Origin of the sequence: Serratia sp. Nf2, assembly GCF_003028435.1 — a bacterium.
In the GTDB taxonomy this organism is placed as follows: Bacteria; Pseudomonadota; Gammaproteobacteria; order Enterobacterales; family Enterobacteriaceae; genus Serratia; species Serratia marcescens_L.
The window spans coordinates 252,046-266,130 of record NZ_PYTW01000009.1 but is presented as its reverse complement, the minus strand read 5'-3'; the positions used below and the strand labels follow the sequence as shown (position 1 = coordinate 266,130).

The 14,085-nt window shown below is 51.9% G+C and carries 23 protein-coding genes and 3 tRNA genes; 18 read left to right on the top strand and 8 right to left on the bottom strand.

Going from position 1 to position 14,085, the window contains the following annotated elements:
- Positions 1-156 precede the first annotated feature (156 nt).
- The 15 genes from C9411_RS20000 to C9411_RS19940 are packed head-to-tail and all read left to right on the top strand — an operon-like array spanning position 157 to position 6,402.
- Entirely contained in the window at positions 157-942 is a 786-nt protein-coding gene (locus C9411_RS20000; RefSeq protein WP_107227767.1) for a hypothetical protein, read from the top strand.
- Positions 939-1,445, top strand: coding sequence for a hypothetical protein (locus C9411_RS19995; protein WP_107227766.1), 507 nt, complete (start codon positions 939-941; stop codon positions 1,443-1,445). The genes C9411_RS20000 and C9411_RS19995 overlap by 4 nt, the downstream gene beginning before the upstream one ends.
- Positions 1,442-1,948 carry a hypothetical protein gene (locus C9411_RS19990; RefSeq protein WP_107227765.1) on the top strand — a complete coding sequence of 169 codons (507 nt, stop codon included), beginning with the start codon at positions 1,442-1,444 and terminating at the stop codon, positions 1,946-1,948. Before C9411_RS19995 ends, C9411_RS19990 begins: the two co-directional genes overlap by 4 nt.
- A complete protein-coding gene (locus tag C9411_RS19985; RefSeq protein WP_107227764.1) occupies positions 1,945-2,316 on the top strand; it encodes a DUF5448 family protein in 372 nt (123 codons plus the stop codon). The genes C9411_RS19990 and C9411_RS19985 overlap by 4 nt, the downstream gene beginning before the upstream one ends.
- Positions 2,303-2,608 carry a hypothetical protein gene (locus C9411_RS19980; RefSeq protein ID WP_107227763.1) on the top strand — a complete coding sequence of 102 codons (306 nt, stop codon included), beginning with the start codon at positions 2,303-2,305 and terminating at the stop codon, positions 2,606-2,608. The genes C9411_RS19985 and C9411_RS19980 overlap by 14 nt, the downstream gene beginning before the upstream one ends.
- Position 2,609: 1 nt before the next feature.
- Positions 2,610-2,777 carry a hypothetical protein gene (locus C9411_RS25755; protein WP_158263885.1) on the top strand — a complete coding sequence of 56 codons (168 nt, stop codon included), beginning with the start codon at positions 2,610-2,612 and terminating at the stop codon, positions 2,775-2,777.
- A complete protein-coding gene (locus C9411_RS19975) occupies positions 2,770-3,024 on the top strand; it encodes a hypothetical protein (protein ID WP_107227762.1) in 255 nt (84 codons plus the stop codon). Before C9411_RS25755 ends, C9411_RS19975 begins: the two co-directional genes overlap by 8 nt.
- Entirely contained in the window at positions 3,021-3,311 is a 291-nt protein-coding gene (locus C9411_RS19970; protein WP_233221931.1) for a hypothetical protein, read from the top strand. The genes C9411_RS19975 and C9411_RS19970 overlap by 4 nt, the downstream gene beginning before the upstream one ends.
- Positions 3,301-3,762 carry a hypothetical protein gene (locus C9411_RS25875; protein ID WP_199200142.1) on the top strand — a complete coding sequence of 154 codons (462 nt, stop codon included), beginning with the start codon at positions 3,301-3,303 and terminating at the stop codon, positions 3,760-3,762. Before C9411_RS19970 ends, C9411_RS25875 begins: the two co-directional genes overlap by 11 nt.
- Entirely contained in the window at positions 3,759-3,902 is a 144-nt protein-coding gene (locus tag C9411_RS25870) for a hypothetical protein (protein ID WP_199200141.1), read from the top strand. The genes C9411_RS25875 and C9411_RS25870 overlap by 4 nt, the downstream gene beginning before the upstream one ends.
- Positions 3,903-4,157, top strand: a complete 255-nt coding sequence (locus C9411_RS19960; RefSeq protein WP_107227761.1) for a hypothetical protein — start codon at positions 3,903-3,905, stop codon at positions 4,155-4,157.
- A gap of 9 nt (positions 4,158-4,166) precedes the next feature.
- Positions 4,167-4,772, top strand: coding sequence for a hypothetical protein (locus C9411_RS19955; protein WP_107227760.1), 606 nt, complete (start codon positions 4,167-4,169; stop codon positions 4,770-4,772).
- The gene (locus tag C9411_RS19950) at positions 4,765-5,103 is read left to right on the top strand and encodes a hypothetical protein (RefSeq protein ID WP_107227759.1); all 339 of its coding nucleotides are present in this window, start codon (positions 4,765-4,767) and stop codon (positions 5,101-5,103) included. Before C9411_RS19955 ends, C9411_RS19950 begins: the two co-directional genes overlap by 8 nt.
- A gap of 55 nt (positions 5,104-5,158) precedes the next feature.
- Positions 5,159-5,392, top strand: coding sequence for a DUF4224 domain-containing protein (locus C9411_RS19945; protein WP_107227758.1), 234 nt, complete (start codon positions 5,159-5,161; stop codon positions 5,390-5,392).
- On the top strand, positions 5,392-6,402 hold the full coding sequence (locus tag C9411_RS19940) for a tyrosine-type recombinase/integrase (RefSeq protein WP_107227757.1): 1,011 nt from the start codon (positions 5,392-5,394) through the stop codon (positions 6,400-6,402). The genes C9411_RS19945 and C9411_RS19940 overlap by 1 nt, the downstream gene beginning before the upstream one ends.
- 119 nt (positions 6,403-6,521) lie before the next feature.
- Here C9411_RS19940 and C9411_RS19935 read toward each other — a convergent pair.
- From C9411_RS19935 to uvrY, 6 genes are all read right to left on the bottom strand, one after another.
- Positions 6,522-6,607: transfer RNA gene (locus C9411_RS19935), tRNA-Leu, on the bottom strand.
- Between the two features lie 10 nt (positions 6,608-6,617).
- Positions 6,618-6,691: transfer RNA gene (locus tag C9411_RS19930), tRNA-Cys, on the bottom strand.
- Positions 6,692-7,540: 849 nt separating this feature from the next.
- A tRNA-Gly gene (locus C9411_RS19925) sits at positions 7,541-7,616 on the bottom strand.
- A 144-nt stretch (positions 7,617-7,760) separates the two neighbouring features.
- Positions 7,761-8,309, bottom strand: coding sequence for a CDP-diacylglycerol--glycerol-3-phosphate 3-phosphatidyltransferase (pgsA, locus tag C9411_RS19920; protein WP_004927937.1), 549 nt, complete (start codon positions 8,307-8,309; stop codon positions 7,761-7,763).
- A gap of 58 nt (positions 8,310-8,367) precedes the next feature.
- Entirely contained in the window at positions 8,368-10,200 is a 1,833-nt protein-coding gene (uvrC, locus tag C9411_RS19915) for an excinuclease ABC subunit UvrC (RefSeq protein WP_063989492.1), read from the bottom strand.
- On the bottom strand, positions 10,193-10,849 hold the full coding sequence (gene uvrY / locus C9411_RS19910; RefSeq protein WP_004927947.1) for a UvrY/SirA/GacA family response regulator transcription factor: 657 nt from the start codon (positions 10,847-10,849) through the stop codon (positions 10,193-10,195). The genes uvrC and uvrY overlap by 8 nt, the downstream gene beginning before the upstream one ends.
- Before the next feature lie 708 nt (positions 10,850-11,557).
- On the opposite strand from uvrY, the gene C9411_RS19905 reads away from it, so the two are divergent.
- Positions 11,558-11,782 carry a DUF2594 family protein gene (locus C9411_RS19905; RefSeq protein ID WP_004927950.1) on the top strand — a complete coding sequence of 75 codons (225 nt, stop codon included), beginning with the start codon at positions 11,558-11,560 and terminating at the stop codon, positions 11,780-11,782.
- Between the two features lie 121 nt (positions 11,783-11,903).
- Positions 11,904-12,245: a GlpM family protein gene (locus C9411_RS19900; protein ID WP_038875376.1), complete on the top strand. Its 342-nt coding sequence runs from the start codon at positions 11,904-11,906 to the stop codon at positions 12,243-12,245.
- Between the two features lie 18 nt (positions 12,246-12,263).
- Here C9411_RS19900 and C9411_RS19895 read toward each other — a convergent pair whose 3' ends face one another.
- Both C9411_RS19895 and C9411_RS25635 read right to left on the bottom strand, forming a co-directional pair.
- Positions 12,264-12,695, bottom strand: a complete 432-nt coding sequence (locus C9411_RS19895; RefSeq protein WP_063989491.1) for a hypothetical protein — start codon at positions 12,693-12,695, stop codon at positions 12,264-12,266.
- 169 nt (positions 12,696-12,864) lie between these two features.
- The gene (locus tag C9411_RS25635; protein ID WP_127146676.1) at positions 12,865-13,179 is read right to left on the bottom strand and encodes a hypothetical protein; all 315 of its coding nucleotides are present in this window, start codon (positions 13,177-13,179) and stop codon (positions 12,865-12,867) included.
- A 541-nt stretch (positions 13,180-13,720) separates the two neighbouring features.
- Here C9411_RS25635 and C9411_RS19890 point away from each other — a divergent pair.
- Positions 13,721-14,080 (top strand): hypothetical protein, encoded by a 360-nt coding sequence (locus C9411_RS19890; protein ID WP_063989490.1) that lies wholly within the window; start codon positions 13,721-13,723, stop codon positions 14,078-14,080.
- The last annotated feature ends 5 nt before the right edge of the window (positions 14,081-14,085 follow it).

The following is a 14,085-nucleotide window of genomic DNA, read 5'->3' as shown; positions in this document are numbered from 1 at the left end:
CGTATCGGTGCGCCACCTGATGTGTGAGTAATTAACCGGGAGCCAGCGCTATGCGGGCGTCTGGGCTCCCTTCTTAAAAACCGATTTTCTATCTGCGGAAGATTGCCAGTTTCTGGCAGGGATTCGCTTTGCCGAAAATCAGTGTGGGGTAATTAAATGGCCAAGAACTCTACCGAAGCCTACGGGGCCAGCGGAAAAACCAACGTACTCAATTTTGAGCCCGAACGGCTGCATCTGGTAACCGACACAGCACACCCGCTCTACGATGAGCGCATTCACTTGCCGCTGGATGAGTCGATGATCTTGAACATCATGGATCAGGGCGTCCTGGAGCCAATCATAGTTTGGAAAGACCCTGAAACCGGCCTGTCCTGCGTGGTAGATGGCCGCCAGCGTGTTCGACACACCGTAGAAGCTAACAAGCGATTGGCAGCTGCAGGTAAGGATCTGCTGTTCGTTCCTGCCGTAACAAAACGCGGCTCTGCTATTCGCATGGCCCAAGCAATGATCAGTGCCAACGAAATTCGGCGTGCCGATACCCCGCTTGGGCGTGCCAAGAAGATGGCCGATGCGTTGGAACGCGGCCACGATGAAGAAGATTTGTCACTGATGTTTGGCGTTGGTGTGCAGACGATCCGCGCCACACTCGCCCTACTCGATGCCACTCAGGCCGTTAAAGATGCGGTCGAATCAGGCACCGTCACTGTCAGCCAGGCGCGCCAGCTGGCGAACCTCACACCCGACGAACAGCGCGAAAAAGTGAAAGAGGTTGAAGCGGCAACCGCCGGCACCAAAGGCCACGAAAAGGCACGCCGGCAGCGCCAGGTGATCGGCGATGCCAAACCCCGCCTGAAGTCACGAAAAGAAATAACGAAAGCCCTGGAAGGTGCGAGCGGTGATTACGCTCACGCGCTCCGCTGGGTGCTGGGAGAAGACGAATGACAACCATCAAGCGGTTTACCCCTGACTATAAAATGCACGCAGTTCGTTTTGAGGCTTTCGCCCGTGAAGCGGAGCACGGCGAGCTTGTTCGGTTTGATGCCCACCAGCAAGTAGTGAGCGCCGTAGAGGCTGAGCGCGATGCGCAGCAGAAACGAGCCGATGCGCTGGCTGTGCGTAACGAACGACTCACCGCATTTCTGACTGAGGGTTTCAATATCGCAGGTAAAGGCGGTTCGTGGTGTGGCGGCGATATTCAGGAGCTAGGTGAAAAACTTGGGCTGTTTGCCCGAGAGACTTACCAGCCGGCTCTGCACGGATACCACTGCGGGCATGAGCCAGGTGAAGATAGCGTTTATGTAATCACCAATTCAGCCACTGACGCAGCACTTGCAGCTATCCGTGATGAGGCTACCGCGCGAGCCCTCAAGCATCTGTGTGACTGCCAGCTTATCAGCGCTACTGTCGCGGAACTTAAAGCTGACGAGCTGCGGGAGGCCAAATGAGCTTCTATAAAATCAGTACACCGGAAGCACTCGCGGCTTGGGATGCAATGCACCAGGCAGATGCAGAACTTCGCAGGCAAGGCGTAGCGTTCGCTGAATTGTTCGGTGCTCGCCCAGTCTTTAAAAATGACGTTACCAGCACGTCCTTCCACGGCATTCGTTTTCACGGCACTACGTATGTTTCCGAGTCTCTATGGACTCAACCCACCAACAACAACGGTTACTGCAGTTGGCCTAAAGCTAAAGCTCCGCGTGGCATGTCAGCGTCGCACAAAGCACTAATGGCGCTTTGGAACAGCGGCCGCCCTAAGAAATCAGTTGATGTATCGGCTTTCTACCCTGCTATCGGGCTTGATTGGGGGATCCTGTTTATGACTGGTTTCGCCATGTTCCGCCACGACGATACGATCTACATCGAGACAGGCGCAAAGCCAAAGGCTGATGCTGGCGCGGTAGAAATACTCGGTAGCGAGTACAACGCGGCAAAGCAGGAGGCCAAATGAAAGAGCGCGACATCGAAAAGCTTAACGACCACCAGCTGGTAGACCTGAAAAACGATATCGAAAGAGAGCAGAAGCGTCGGGCAGATGGCCCAAAGGTGACCACATATTACGTCGTTACCTGCATCACTGAAGCTGAGCACTTTGCCGATATGGATTGCGCAATGCGCTGTTTACAGCTCAGAACGAAAGAGCTTCAGGAATGGATGGCTGAAGACCAGGAAAACCGTGATTACGTAAACAAATGCACCGGCATTGTTAGCGTGAAATTGCAGGTTAAAGAAATGAACCTCGAACATTTCAACATGCGCGCGGCAGAAAACTACTTCGATGACATCTGCTATCCGGAGGTGCGTGATGCCAGCAAATGAACTGAAGCCGTGCCCGTTCTGCGCGGCAGGTGAAACATGCATCGTGCCTAACCAGAACTGGACTGGCATGCGCTACGCAATTCACTCGTATACGTTGCGCCACATCTGCGCCGATCGAACTGTAATCACTATGACTCGCAACACTGAGGCGCTGCTTATTGCCGCATGGAACCGCAGGCCGAGAGAGGATCGCATTCAGCGACGAATGGAGCGCATCGATTCAATGTTAACCGAATCTGTCGAAGCTCTCAAAGCAGCCGAGGCAGAAATACAACTTTTGAAGGATAAATAAAATGTCAAATCAAAAAGATGCAGCTGTTTCCGTAATGCAAGAATTCTTCCCAAATGGCGGCCGTGATTTCGATGAGGTCTGCGCTCTGTTTGACGCGATTGTTGCTGGAAAGGTGCCAGGCATTGTGTTCACTCCCGGTGACAGCGCTAGGGAGGTGGAGCATGGCTAAGTGTAAGAGCAACCCAACGGACGACGAAATTCTGGCAGCGATGACGATATGGGGTAGCAGCAACAGCATGACCTATTTCATTGCCAACATATTGCGCAGCGAGGGGTTCAGGGAGTTGAAAACAGCATTTGTGCTGCGCCGACTGAAGAAACTAGAGGCGCTAGGACAGGTTAAAAGAGTCAAATCCGTCTACGCAACGCAACTTTGCTGGACTAAAGCTGCCGAGGCCCAGGAGAAAGCACAATGAGCATCGTCGATGATTCACACCTGACTGATGAGTTAATTAACAAGGCATTTGAAGGGACTAACTTCGGGCGCACGGACTTCCGAACAATTCTTGCTGAAACAGTCATGAAACGCGCTGCTGGCTATCACTCAGGCTGGACAGCAACAACAATTTGCACTCGCTTGGGGTTGCTTGGTGGGCAGGAAAGGCCAACAAAGCTTGGCCTGACATTCTCATTCCATCACTACTACAAGCCAAGTGTGCGCCAAGTGTTAATGCCAAAACAGGAGCTGGCAGATGGACAATAAGCTGAGCGAACTTAGCAAGCCGGTGGCGCAGATTTACTACGATGAGCATGATTCGTCAGTAATGCGTATCGGTTGGTTTCGTAGCGATGAGCCAAAAAACCCGGAGCCTCTCTACTCGCAAGAGTACGTCTCCGCCCTGCTGGCAGAGCTGAAAGCGAAGGATAAGCGCATCGCCGAACTGGAATCCGGGCACCAAGAGGCAGCCAAACAAATAGCCTCATGGCGACGGATTGCCAAGCAGAATATCGAAGAAAGAGAAAAAGACCTGGCAGCGCTTGATGCCGAGCGCCAGAAAATTATCGGAATGGAAGCCAAGCTGGCTACGCCGGTGCGGTTGCCTGATATCAGATTCATCAACGTTGGCGAAACGGCTGTGGCTGTTATGCACGCTACAAGCGTAAAAGAGCAGATTCAGCGCGCTGGCTTCACCGTAGAGGGGGATGAACAGTGACGCTAAAACTTACTGATTATCAGGCCCGCCTGCTCTATTCACACCTGTGCGCATTGACTGACGCTGGGGCCGAGACGCTCACCGAGAAAGAGCTGGCCGCGCTTGAGGAACTCATCAGCAAATTACGTGAGGGACAGTAAATGGCAAAGCTGAACAAGAAAGAGCGCGCCTGGCTTGACGAGCTGCAAGAGGTTCTGAACCGCTGCCCGTCGAAAAACCTCGGCTTCTATACCGTCGGCGATCCTATGTTACACGTCTATGACCGTAGGAAAGAGCGGCAGCTTGATGACTATATGGACCGACACGGGCTTGATTTCTGCAAGTGCGCCAGGGCGTTGGATGCTGGTTTCTGCGACCTGTATTTCCCGGCCGCAATTCACTCTACAGCAGGTTAAGGGGGATGCATGACACTAACGACTGAGCAGCTGAACGATTTCGCAGGTGTGTTTCGCAAGGATGCAGCGCGTTGGGTTGAAAGTGGAGAGCCAGAAATAGCGCTTGAGTTACACGCCCTTGCTGATGAACTCGATGCACTGGCGGCTAACCGAGAGGCGCAGCCGGTGGAATGGGGAGCGCCAAAAACGGTCGGGCAAATGATAGGGCAACTTAAGACGCTCGATCCTGCGATGGAAACCACTGCTTTACTGCGTATGCCGCCAGATATTCTGGACGGTAACGCAGTAAGACAAGTTCCAATTAGCATTTCGTTCGAAAAGCTTAATGGACAATGGCTTGCACCTTACAAGGGTGAAGGCCGTAAAGTCCTGGCATTTTGGGCGAAGGCAGATCATCGAGAAGAGACGGAAAGAGGTGAATTGTTCACCGCCCCGCCAGCACCAGCAACGCCGGATGGGTTCAAGCTTGTGCCAACAGTACCAACTCCAGAAATGATCGCCGCTGCCATGAACTGCGACGACGTAACCTTCAACGCCGACGAAACTTTCTGCGTTAACTTCGGCAACATCTACGCAGCAATGCTGGCAGCAGCGCCGGAGGGTGGTAATGGCTAAGACAGCAGCAGAACGTAAAGCGGCCCAGCGAGCGCGCCAGCGTAAAGGCGGGATCGTTATTCGTGAGTTGCAACTGGAGCCAGAAGAAGAACAGATGGCGCAGGATCTTTTAACAGGCCTGCGCCCTGGCCGCGAGCCTTACGACTTCAACGAAGTTGTGGGCCTGCTTATCCGGCGATGTCATGCTGAATATCAGCAGAAACTGAGCCACCAGCAGCAGCGATCTTGTAAAAAATGCGGCGATAAACTGCCGGTAAAAGAATGTCCGTGCGTAGGCGATGCATCGTGCTGGCTTACCCTGGGATGGCACGAAACAAAATTAACAGTGTGACATGTCACGATTGAGTTAATGCCCGTATGCGGCGGGCTACCCGTGTGGAGGATTTATGCAGGATAACAAAGAGAACGACATCATTTCTGATACTGATATTGAACGGATAACCGGTTACAAAAGTGCATCAAAGCAGTGTGAAGCACTCAGAACTGCCGGCATCTTCTTTATCACTCGCAGAGATGGGCGCCCCAGCACTACATGGGGCCACTTTAATTACCCAGTATCGCTGAGAAATCAACCTCCGGCCGAGGCTGGCATTCAACCTAATTTTGGGGCTTTAGATTAATGGGAAGAAAACGCAGTAACCCTGCTGACAATTGGATGCCCCCTCGCACATGCCGGGGGAGATCCGCATATGAGTTTAAGCCGAAACTAGGCGGCACAATTCGTTTATGTGGCTTCGAATCAACGCCGGCACAGGTATGGGCAGCGTATGAGGAACTGATCAACGATCAGCAGAAGAAAAATGATTTTTCATTTCTTGTTCAACAATTCTTCCAATCAGCCGACTTCATGGAGTTGGCTTTGGAAACGCAGAAAGACTACCGAAAATACTCTCTGAAGGTCTTAGCTGTGTTCGGGGCGCTTGCCCCTGATGCAATCAAGCCTGAGCACATCAGGAAATACATGGACAAGCGAGGATTGAAGAGTCGCACTCAAGCAAATAGAGAGAAGGCCTTTACTTCCAGAGTGTTCAGATGGGGATATGAGCGGGGGCTTGTGAAGGGGAACCCATGCAAGGGCGTTAAGCAATTTAAGGAAAAGACGCGAACCAGATATGTCACGGACACAGAATATAACGCCATTTTCTCTGTGGCGCCGGCGGTAGTTCAGATTGCTATGGAAATCGCCTTTCTTTGTTGCTCTAGACAGGCTGACATTTTGACCATGAGGAAGAGCCAACTGGGTGAAGAAGGGATCCTAATTCAGCAAAGCAAGACTGGCGTTGCTCAGATTAAGGCATGGGGAAAGCGCCTGGAGGCAGCTATCTCTGCTGCCAAAGCATTGCCATTAAAACCGGGCATGAGCAGCATCTATGTAATCCACCAACCATCAGGGGCAAAATACACCCGCGATGGATTTAACAGCCGATGGATGAAAGCAAAGCAGGAGGCTAAAGAGCGATTCCCTGAACTGGAGTTCGATTTTACCTTCCATGACCTGAAGGCTAAAGGTGTTTCAGATCTTGAAGGAAACCTGTATGACCGCCAGGCGATAACCGGCCATAAGAATGTGGAACAGACCGCGAAGTATGTGAGGAAGATTGCCGTAGTGCCTACCGTTGGAGAGCAGTAGAAGGCCTGAAAGTATTATGAAGTGATATTATGAAGCGTGGGGCGGAAACAAAAAAACCGCCTCTCGGCGGTCTACGACATTACTACTTATTGCTTTGATTATTCGGTATTTTTATTCCCTGGTACCCGGGGCGGGACTTGAACCCGCACAGCCATAAGCCGAGGGATTTTAAATCCCTTGTGTCTACCGATTTCACCACCCGGGCTCGGGAAAGTTGGAGGCGCGTTCCGGAGTCGAACCGGACTGGACGGATTTGCAATCCGCTACATAACCGCTTTGTTAACGCGCCTTTATTCTGTTTGCCTTTTCAGGCCAAAGCCGGTGATTCACCCACTTCGTTTTGTTCTTTTGATCCGCGATGTTGAAATCGCTTATCTTAATCATCTGATTCTTAAGTAATTTATTTCGTTACCGCCGAATCGATGGACTGCATTATGGACTAAACCCCCCACCTTGGCAACCCCCCGAAATAGCAAAAAGTTCTCTAACGCTTTCAACTGCTTATTTTGTGGGCGCACTGTTCACAATGCCAACGGAAAGGCAAGCGGAATGTTGATTTTATATGCATCGGCTCAGGGATTCACGGGCGAATCGGATCTTTTTTCTTGGCAGGAATCACTTACCCGCGCCCTCTGCGGGTTTCATTTGCTTATGATGATGGGGTACCGTGCAAAACATCATTATGGGTGACATCGCGCAATCTCCGCGCCGCTAGCTGACCACGCACGTATAACAGCAGAAACCACCGTAATCGGCGAATGCCAGGAAGAGCGATTTCGACGATAGCTCCCACCAAACATACCGGCAGAAAACCGAGCACCGTTCCGAAAGTGGGATATCACTCCCCCCAACCCAACGTCGCCGCCCTGAATAGCCAACGGAACTGCAGAGGTAGAGACTGATGTCAGGCCGTACACCGCACGGGAGCACCGGCACAATATCCAATCAAATGTGCCTGATTACACCATGCAACGGATGCATCCTGCGGTATGAAAACGACAGGATATACAGAGGCAATAATCGATGTATCACGTTGAAGAAAGGTTTCGCCGGACGGCAAAGGATTAGAAAACGAAAAAGGGGCCGAAGCCCCTTTTCGTTTACCTGCCGAATCACGGGGATCCAACAGGCCAATGTTTGGAGCGGGAAACGAGGCTCGAACTCGCGACCTCAACCTTGGCAAGGTTGCGCTCTACCAACTGAGCTATTCCCGCATTACCAGAACTGACTGATTTATTTGCTATCTTTTGGCAATTCATCGTTGTCGTCTGATGCGATGCATTCTACTTACCTGACGTGATGAGTCAATAAAATTGTTGGCTCATCACGATCGTTTGCCGATTTTTGCAGCGTATCGATCACGGTTCCAGCAGATCGTTGCGTGCCGCGTTCAAATATTGGAACATCGACCAGAAAGTCAGCACCGCTGCGATATACAGCAAGCCAATCGCCACATACTCTACGGAGCGATCCGGGCGCCACAGCAAGCCCACCAGCGACATCATCTGCGCCATGGTTTTCACTTTGCCGATCCAGGACACCGCCACGCTGCTGCGTTTGCCAATTTCCGCCATCCACTCGCGCAGCGACGAAATGATGATTTCACGGGCGATCATGGTGGCCGCCGGCAGCGTGATCCACCAGCTGTGGTAGTGCTCCGCCACCAACACCAGCGCCACCGCCACCATCACTTTGTCCGCAACCGGATCCAAAAACGCCCCGAAGCGCGTCGTTTGTTTCCAGCGGCGTGCCAGGAAACCGTCAAACCAGTCGGTGACGGCGGCGAACACAAAGATAACGGCGCAAACCATCGGAGCCCAGTTGAACGGCAGATAAAACGCCAGCACAAAGAATGGGATCAGAACTACGCGAAACAGGGTAAGCCAAGTCGGTATATTCAATTGCATAATGCTACGGTAACTATCTGGCTAGAGTGGAAATTAAGAGTATGTTGCTACATTGCCCTCAGTGTTTCAATGCATTGTAGATCTTTTCTGCCAATGCTTGTGAAATACCCGGCACTTTTGCAATTTCCTCCACGCTGGCGTTCAACAAAGGTTGCAGTCCGCCCATATACTTCAACAGCACCTGGCGCCGTTTCGGCCCTACGCCTTCAATCAACTCCAATGCGCTGGTATTTCTGACTTTCGCCCTTCTCTGCCGGTGGCCGGTAATCGCATGATTGTGTGAATCGTCACGGATGTGTTGGATCACATGCAGCGCCGGCGAATCCGGCGGCAACGAAATCCCCTCGCCTTCCGGCACGAAGAACAACGTTTCTAACCCGGCCTTGCGATCGGCGCCTTTGGCGATGCCAATCAGCAGCGGCTTATTCTTGTCCCAGGTAACGTTCAACGATTTGAATACGTCGATCGCCATGCCGAGCTGCCCTTTACCGCCGTCGATGAAAATGACATCCGGGATCTTTTTCTCTTCCAGCGCCTTGCCGTAACGGCGCTTCAGCACCTGCGTCATCGCCGCGTAGTCATCGCCTGGAGTGATGCCGCTGATATTGTAGCGCCGATACTCCGCGCGCACCGGGCCGTTACCGTCGAACACCACGCACGAAGCCACGGTCTGCTCGCCCATGGTATGGCTGATATCGAAGCACTCCATACGGTTGATTTCCGTCAGGTTCAGCACTTTGGCCAATTCCGCCAGCCGCTGATGAATAGTCGACTGTTGCGAAAGCTTGGTGGTCAACGCCGTTGCCGCGTTGGTGCGCGCCAGCTTCAGATAACGGGCGCGGTCGCCACGCGGTTTGCTTTGAATTTGGATCTTGCGCCCCGCCAACCCGGAGAGCGATTCTGCGAGCAGGTCTTTTTCCGGCAGGCTAAAATCCAGCAGGATCTCGCCGGGCAATGTGCGCGCCTGGCTGCCCTGCAGATAGAACTGGCCGACAAAGGTCTGCACCACTTCGCCCATATCCGTGCCGCCCGGTACTTTAGGGAAATAGCTGCGGCTGCCCAGCACCTTGCCCTGACGGATGAACAGCACGTGCAGGCACGCCATACCGGCATCGAACGCTACGCCGATCACGTCCAGATCGTCGCTGTCGCCCGACACAAACTGCCGCTCGGTGACGCGACGCACGGCCTGAATTTGATCGCGAATGCGCGCCGCCTCTTCGAAATTGAGCAGTTTGCTGGCTTCTTCCATACGCGCAATCAGCTGGTGCAATACCTGCTGATCTTTACCAGAAAGGAACAGCCGCACGTAGTCCACCTGCTGCTGGTACTCTTCTTCGCTCACCAGGCCGGCAACACAAGGCCCCAGACAGCGGCCGATCTGATACTGCAGGCACGGACGAGAACGGTTGCGATATACGCTGTTTTCGCACTGACGAATCGGGAACAGCTTCTGCAGCAGCGCCAGCGTTTCGCGTACGGCATAAGAGTTGGGAAAAGGCCCGAAATATTCGCCCTTGGCGTGTTTGGCGCCGCGATGTACCGCCAAACGGGGATGGGTATCCGCACTGAGAAAAATCAGTGGGTAAGATTTATCGTCTCGCAAAAGAACATTATACCGCGGTTGGTACAATTTAATGTAGTTATGTTCCAACAGCAGCGCTTCTGTTTCGGTGTGGGTAACCGTTACGTCTATTTGCGCGATATTTTTAACCAGTGTCTCGGTTTTACGGCTGCTGACCTGCTGCCTAAAATAGCTGGCGAGACGCTTTTTCAGGTCTTTGGCTTTACCGACGTAGATCACCGTGCCCGTGGCGTCGTACATGCGGTAGACGCCGGGCTGGCTGGTGACGGTACTCAGGAAGGCTTTGGCATCAAAACGGTCATTCACTGCTTAACAATGTCTCCGCATTGAACAATCCATGTCGGATGGCCAGGTGAGTCAATTCGACGTCGCCGCTGATATTCAGTTTGCTGAACATGCGGTAACGGTAGCTGTTCACCGTTTTCGGGCTGAGACTCAGTTGCTCCGAGATCTCATTCACTTTTTTGCCTTTGGTGATCATCAACATGATCTGTAACTCGCGTTCAGACAGGCAGCTGAACGGCGTTTCGGCCTGCGGTTCCAGCTGACTCAGGGCCATCTGCTGGGCGATATCAGACGCGATATAACGCTGCCCCGCATGCACGGAACGCAAGGCATTAATCACTTCCTGCGGCGCGGCGCCCTTGCTCAGGTAACCGGCGGCACCCGCCTGCATCACCTTCGCGGGCAAAGGATTTTCAGTATGGATGGTCAACATGATGACTTTGACGTCGGGTGCATAACGCACAATCTTGCGCGTGGCTTCCAGCCCGCCAATGCCCGGCATATTCATGTCCATCAGCACGATATCGACAGCGTTGCCACGGCACCATTTTACGGCGTCTTCACCGCACTGAGCCTCACCGACAACTTTTATACCTTTGATATCTTCAAGAATGCGTCGTATCCCTGCGCGCACCAGTTCGTGGTCATCAACAAGAAGAACGCTAATCAAGGAAAAATCTCCAAAAAAAGGGAGTAACGCAATCGGCCTCTGTTTTCGCCAGAGATATTACTTGTTTTTCAGACAAGAATGAACACAGATTAATACATACTTCCGAATAACTTTGCGGAGCAGAGCTGATTTTTCAATTTTAGCCGTCTATGCCGCCGATAAATCGTCACGACGGAAAAGATCGGACGCCGAAAATAATTCCGCGGCGCTGTACCAGACACAGGATAGCGCGATAATCATGCTACGAGAGAGAAATCTGTGTAAGCAATCACGACATGAATAATATTAACACGACCGTTGGCTGTTTGTAATCATTTGATATTTAAAGGCGTAACAAAATCCGCTGCCAACCTGTGTCTGGCAACCCGCGGTCGAAACTATTATTCCCGGCAAACGCCGGTAAAATCGGTGCCCCCCACCCCAAATAATTATAATAACCCCCATTGTTCAACAATAACGTGCCGGACAAATACTTGTTAACCACCTCGAAATAACTTGCCGCGAGTAGATGATTCAGACAAGCAATGAGCGAACGTTGCCCACCCGCGTGACCTGAGCAAGCCCGGTGCAGATGACAGGCGCATGCTATGCTATACTCCGCGCCCAGTTAAATTCGCCGCCGCGCGCGGGGCAACCTTTTAGTAGCCCGCGTGCGGTGCGCCAAAGCAGCTTGTATCAGGCTACGGCCTCAAAAAATCAGGAGAGAAAATGAGCAACGTTGATTTCACTACGTCTGCAAACCCGGAAATCTTGGCGACCGAGGTTGCCTGCCTCAAAGCTACGCTGACGCTGATCTTGAAATCGATCGGCCAGGCCGACGCCGGGAAAGTTATCATCAACATGGAACGTTTCATCGCTCAGATTGAAGATCCCACCCAGGCGGAAATCTTCAAGAACAGCATTCAGCAAATCAAGCACGCTTACCGTCAGTAAGCGTTGCATCCCAGACCCGCACTTATTGTGGGTCTGCTTTTCACCGCGCTACACCACACCCCATTGATCTTGCACGTGCTTTCGGGCAGTGTGTTGACTTTCCCCCACACCCGAGACCGTTATGGGCATCCTTGTCAAAGCGCTGATCGGCGCGCTGGTCGTGGTTCTGATCGGCCTGTTGGCCAAAACGCGCAACTATTATATCGCCGGTTTAGTCCCGCTCTTTCCCACTTTCGCCCTGATTGCGCATTACATTGTCGGCAACGAGCGTTCCATCGCGGCGCTGAAAACTACGCTGATTTTCGGCATGTGGGCGGTGTTGCCCTACCTGGTGTATTTGATCTCGCTTTATTTCCTGATCAACAGTTTGCGGCTGTCGTTGGCTCTGGGGGCGGCGGTATTGTGCTGGATTGCGGCAGCGTGGCTACTCATTACGCTGTGGGGATGGTGGCAAGGGCGTTAACGCCCTTGCCAGGGCAGATTAAGGTCGCCCCGCCTGCAAAACGAAACCACGCTGCCGATCACCGGCGATACGCAGATAGCGGCTTTCACCGGCGCGCAGCGTCATCGGTATACTGCCGCCGGTCTCACGCCAAATACACAGGTTATTCTCGATCATATCTTGCCCGATACTGACCGTAATATTGCCTGGCGGTACGCGAAATTCTGCTTTCTCTTTCGACGCCAGTGAAGCGGCGAACTCCCCATTCACATAGACGCCGGTGCGGCAACTGCCCGCCAGCATTCCGCTATCGCGCACCACCACCACCGTGGCGTAAGGCGTATCCGGGATATTCTGATAAAGCATCAGACGGCTTGGGGGCGGCAATTCAGCCTGTTGCGGCGGTACGGCTTGAGTCGCACACCCCGTCAACAGTGCAGAGGCAAATAATAGCGCGGCGTAATGCTTCATCCTTAGCTCCTGAAGAAAATAATGCTTATCGTAACAAGAGATAGCTGTCTCCAGTAGCATTCATACCGCAGAGATGAAAAAATCGGATAACTTCCCACTCCCCCACAAACCTGCAGAAATAAGAAGATTCTGCATTAAAGCCCTTGAAATAAAGGCGATTCTTGCAGATTTAAAACTTGACCATGCCACGTTGGATATCTGCCGCAAAAGCACCACTGACGTAACTGAAACCATCCTGCGTGACGTAAACCCGGGTATGACCGGTCTCTGATAACACCGCCACCATATATCCCAGGCTGATCATTTCATGTGACGGAACGTTCATCGGGGTTAGAAATCCGCGCCCACGGCACCACTGATAAAAGCGAGTTCGCCCATATCCCAACACGGCACCCACATCGGAGAGGTGCTTAAAAGTATCATAATCCTCTGATGGTGAAGGTAAACCGTCATGACTTTCAGGCGTTTTCTTTATCCCAGACAAAATAAACTCCTTTTTGACTCTGCCGCATACGGTTATCCTTTCTCTAAAATGAATTTAAAAAATCCAAATTTAAAATGCAAATGAATTCCCTGTAACAAAAAATACTTTCACGGAAAAATCTCAAAATAAAACCCCAATAAAAAAACAGAAATAAAAAAATAGGGTATTAATACCGAGTATTAAATCCTTGGCATGGGTAAATATCCTAAATAAAAATAATAGTCAGACCAGATAAGAATATACTTAGCTTGCGTATTATTTACCTCATCAAAACGATGCAATTGCGATCGGATCATTGCGGCATAAAGAGAACGAATAAAACCAGCGCCACATCGCCCCCTTTCCTCGTGAGGCCGCAGATCCCTACAGACTTCCCTCAATGTGCCACATCCTCTCTCAGCGCGGTACTTCCTCAATCATACCTAAACAATAACTATTATCATTTCCAATTGTTCCGCCAGTTTATTACACTTTCCTACCTCGCCAGTTAGGAAAATTCCTAGGCTGCGAGCCTCAGGATAGAGAAAGAGTTAGGGACACTATGAAGAATTGCCGTTGTTTGATTGTTTTGCCGTTATTGATGTTGACCGCCTGCACTCAATGGGAAAGGCCCGGCGCGGTTGAGAGTACCCGGGATGCCGAATATGCCGAATGCCGTAGCCGCGGATACGATCGTTTTCCGCCGGACGTAGTGCGGGACGTGGAGTTCAGCTACGAAAACAAATACATGCCTTGCGAGAAGAATAAGAAAGATTGTCCATCGGGATACCGCTACGACAAGGAGCCGTCGATTAAAACAGTGCAGACCGATCGCAATCAGTCCGCCCGGGACGCCATCATCGAAGCCTGTATGTACGGCAAAGGCTGGCGAGAGAAAACCTACTATTGGCCGCAATGGTGATGTGG

What these genes read in the sequence shown, in the direction of transcription:
- C9411_RS19905 (WP_004927950.1), top strand. Translation starts at nt 11,558, where the DNA reads ATGAGCAACGTTGATTTCACTACGTCTGCAAACCCGGAAATCTTGGCG.
- C9411_RS19970 (WP_233221931.1), top strand. Translation starts at nt 3,021, where the DNA reads ATGAGCATCGTCGATGATTCACACCTGACTGATGAGTTAATTAACAAG.
- C9411_RS19945 (WP_107227758.1), top strand. Translation starts at nt 5,159, where the DNA reads ATGCAGGATAACAAAGAGAACGACATCATTTCTGATACTGATATTGAA.
- C9411_RS19890 (WP_063989490.1), top strand. Translation starts at nt 13,721, where the DNA reads ATGAAGAATTGCCGTTGTTTGATTGTTTTGCCGTTATTGATGTTGACC.
- C9411_RS25755 (WP_158263885.1), top strand. Translation starts at nt 2,610, where the DNA reads ATGTCAAATCAAAAAGATGCAGCTGTTTCCGTAATGCAAGAATTCTTC.
- C9411_RS19895 (WP_063989491.1), bottom strand. Translation starts at nt 12,695, where the DNA reads ATGAAGCATTACGCCGCGCTATTATTTGCCTCTGCACTGTTGACGGGG.
- C9411_RS19900 (WP_038875376.1), top strand. Translation starts at nt 11,904, where the DNA reads ATGGGCATCCTTGTCAAAGCGCTGATCGGCGCGCTGGTCGTGGTTCTG.
- C9411_RS19955 (WP_107227760.1), top strand. Translation starts at nt 4,167, where the DNA reads ATGACACTAACGACTGAGCAGCTGAACGATTTCGCAGGTGTGTTTCGC.
- C9411_RS20000 (WP_107227767.1), top strand. Translation starts at nt 157, where the DNA reads ATGGCCAAGAACTCTACCGAAGCCTACGGGGCCAGCGGAAAAACCAAC.
- C9411_RS19995 (WP_107227766.1), top strand. Translation starts at nt 939, where the DNA reads ATGACAACCATCAAGCGGTTTACCCCTGACTATAAAATGCACGCAGTT.
- C9411_RS19980 (WP_107227763.1), top strand. Translation starts at nt 2,303, where the DNA reads ATGCCAGCAAATGAACTGAAGCCGTGCCCGTTCTGCGCGGCAGGTGAA.
- C9411_RS19975 (WP_107227762.1), top strand. Translation starts at nt 2,770, where the DNA reads ATGGCTAAGTGTAAGAGCAACCCAACGGACGACGAAATTCTGGCAGCG.
- C9411_RS19985 (WP_107227764.1), top strand. Translation starts at nt 1,945, where the DNA reads ATGAAAGAGCGCGACATCGAAAAGCTTAACGACCACCAGCTGGTAGAC.
- C9411_RS19950 (WP_107227759.1), top strand. Translation starts at nt 4,765, where the DNA reads ATGGCTAAGACAGCAGCAGAACGTAAAGCGGCCCAGCGAGCGCGCCAG.
- C9411_RS25875 (WP_199200142.1), top strand. Translation starts at nt 3,301, where the DNA reads ATGGACAATAAGCTGAGCGAACTTAGCAAGCCGGTGGCGCAGATTTAC.
- C9411_RS19940 (WP_107227757.1), top strand. Translation starts at nt 5,392, where the DNA reads ATGGGAAGAAAACGCAGTAACCCTGCTGACAATTGGATGCCCCCTCGC.
- C9411_RS19990 (WP_107227765.1), top strand. Translation starts at nt 1,442, where the DNA reads ATGAGCTTCTATAAAATCAGTACACCGGAAGCACTCGCGGCTTGGGAT.
- pgsA (WP_004927937.1), bottom strand. Translation starts at nt 8,309, where the DNA reads ATGCAATTGAATATACCGACTTGGCTTACCCTGTTTCGCGTAGTTCTG.
- C9411_RS19960 (WP_107227761.1), top strand. Translation starts at nt 3,903, where the DNA reads ATGGCAAAGCTGAACAAGAAAGAGCGCGCCTGGCTTGACGAGCTGCAA.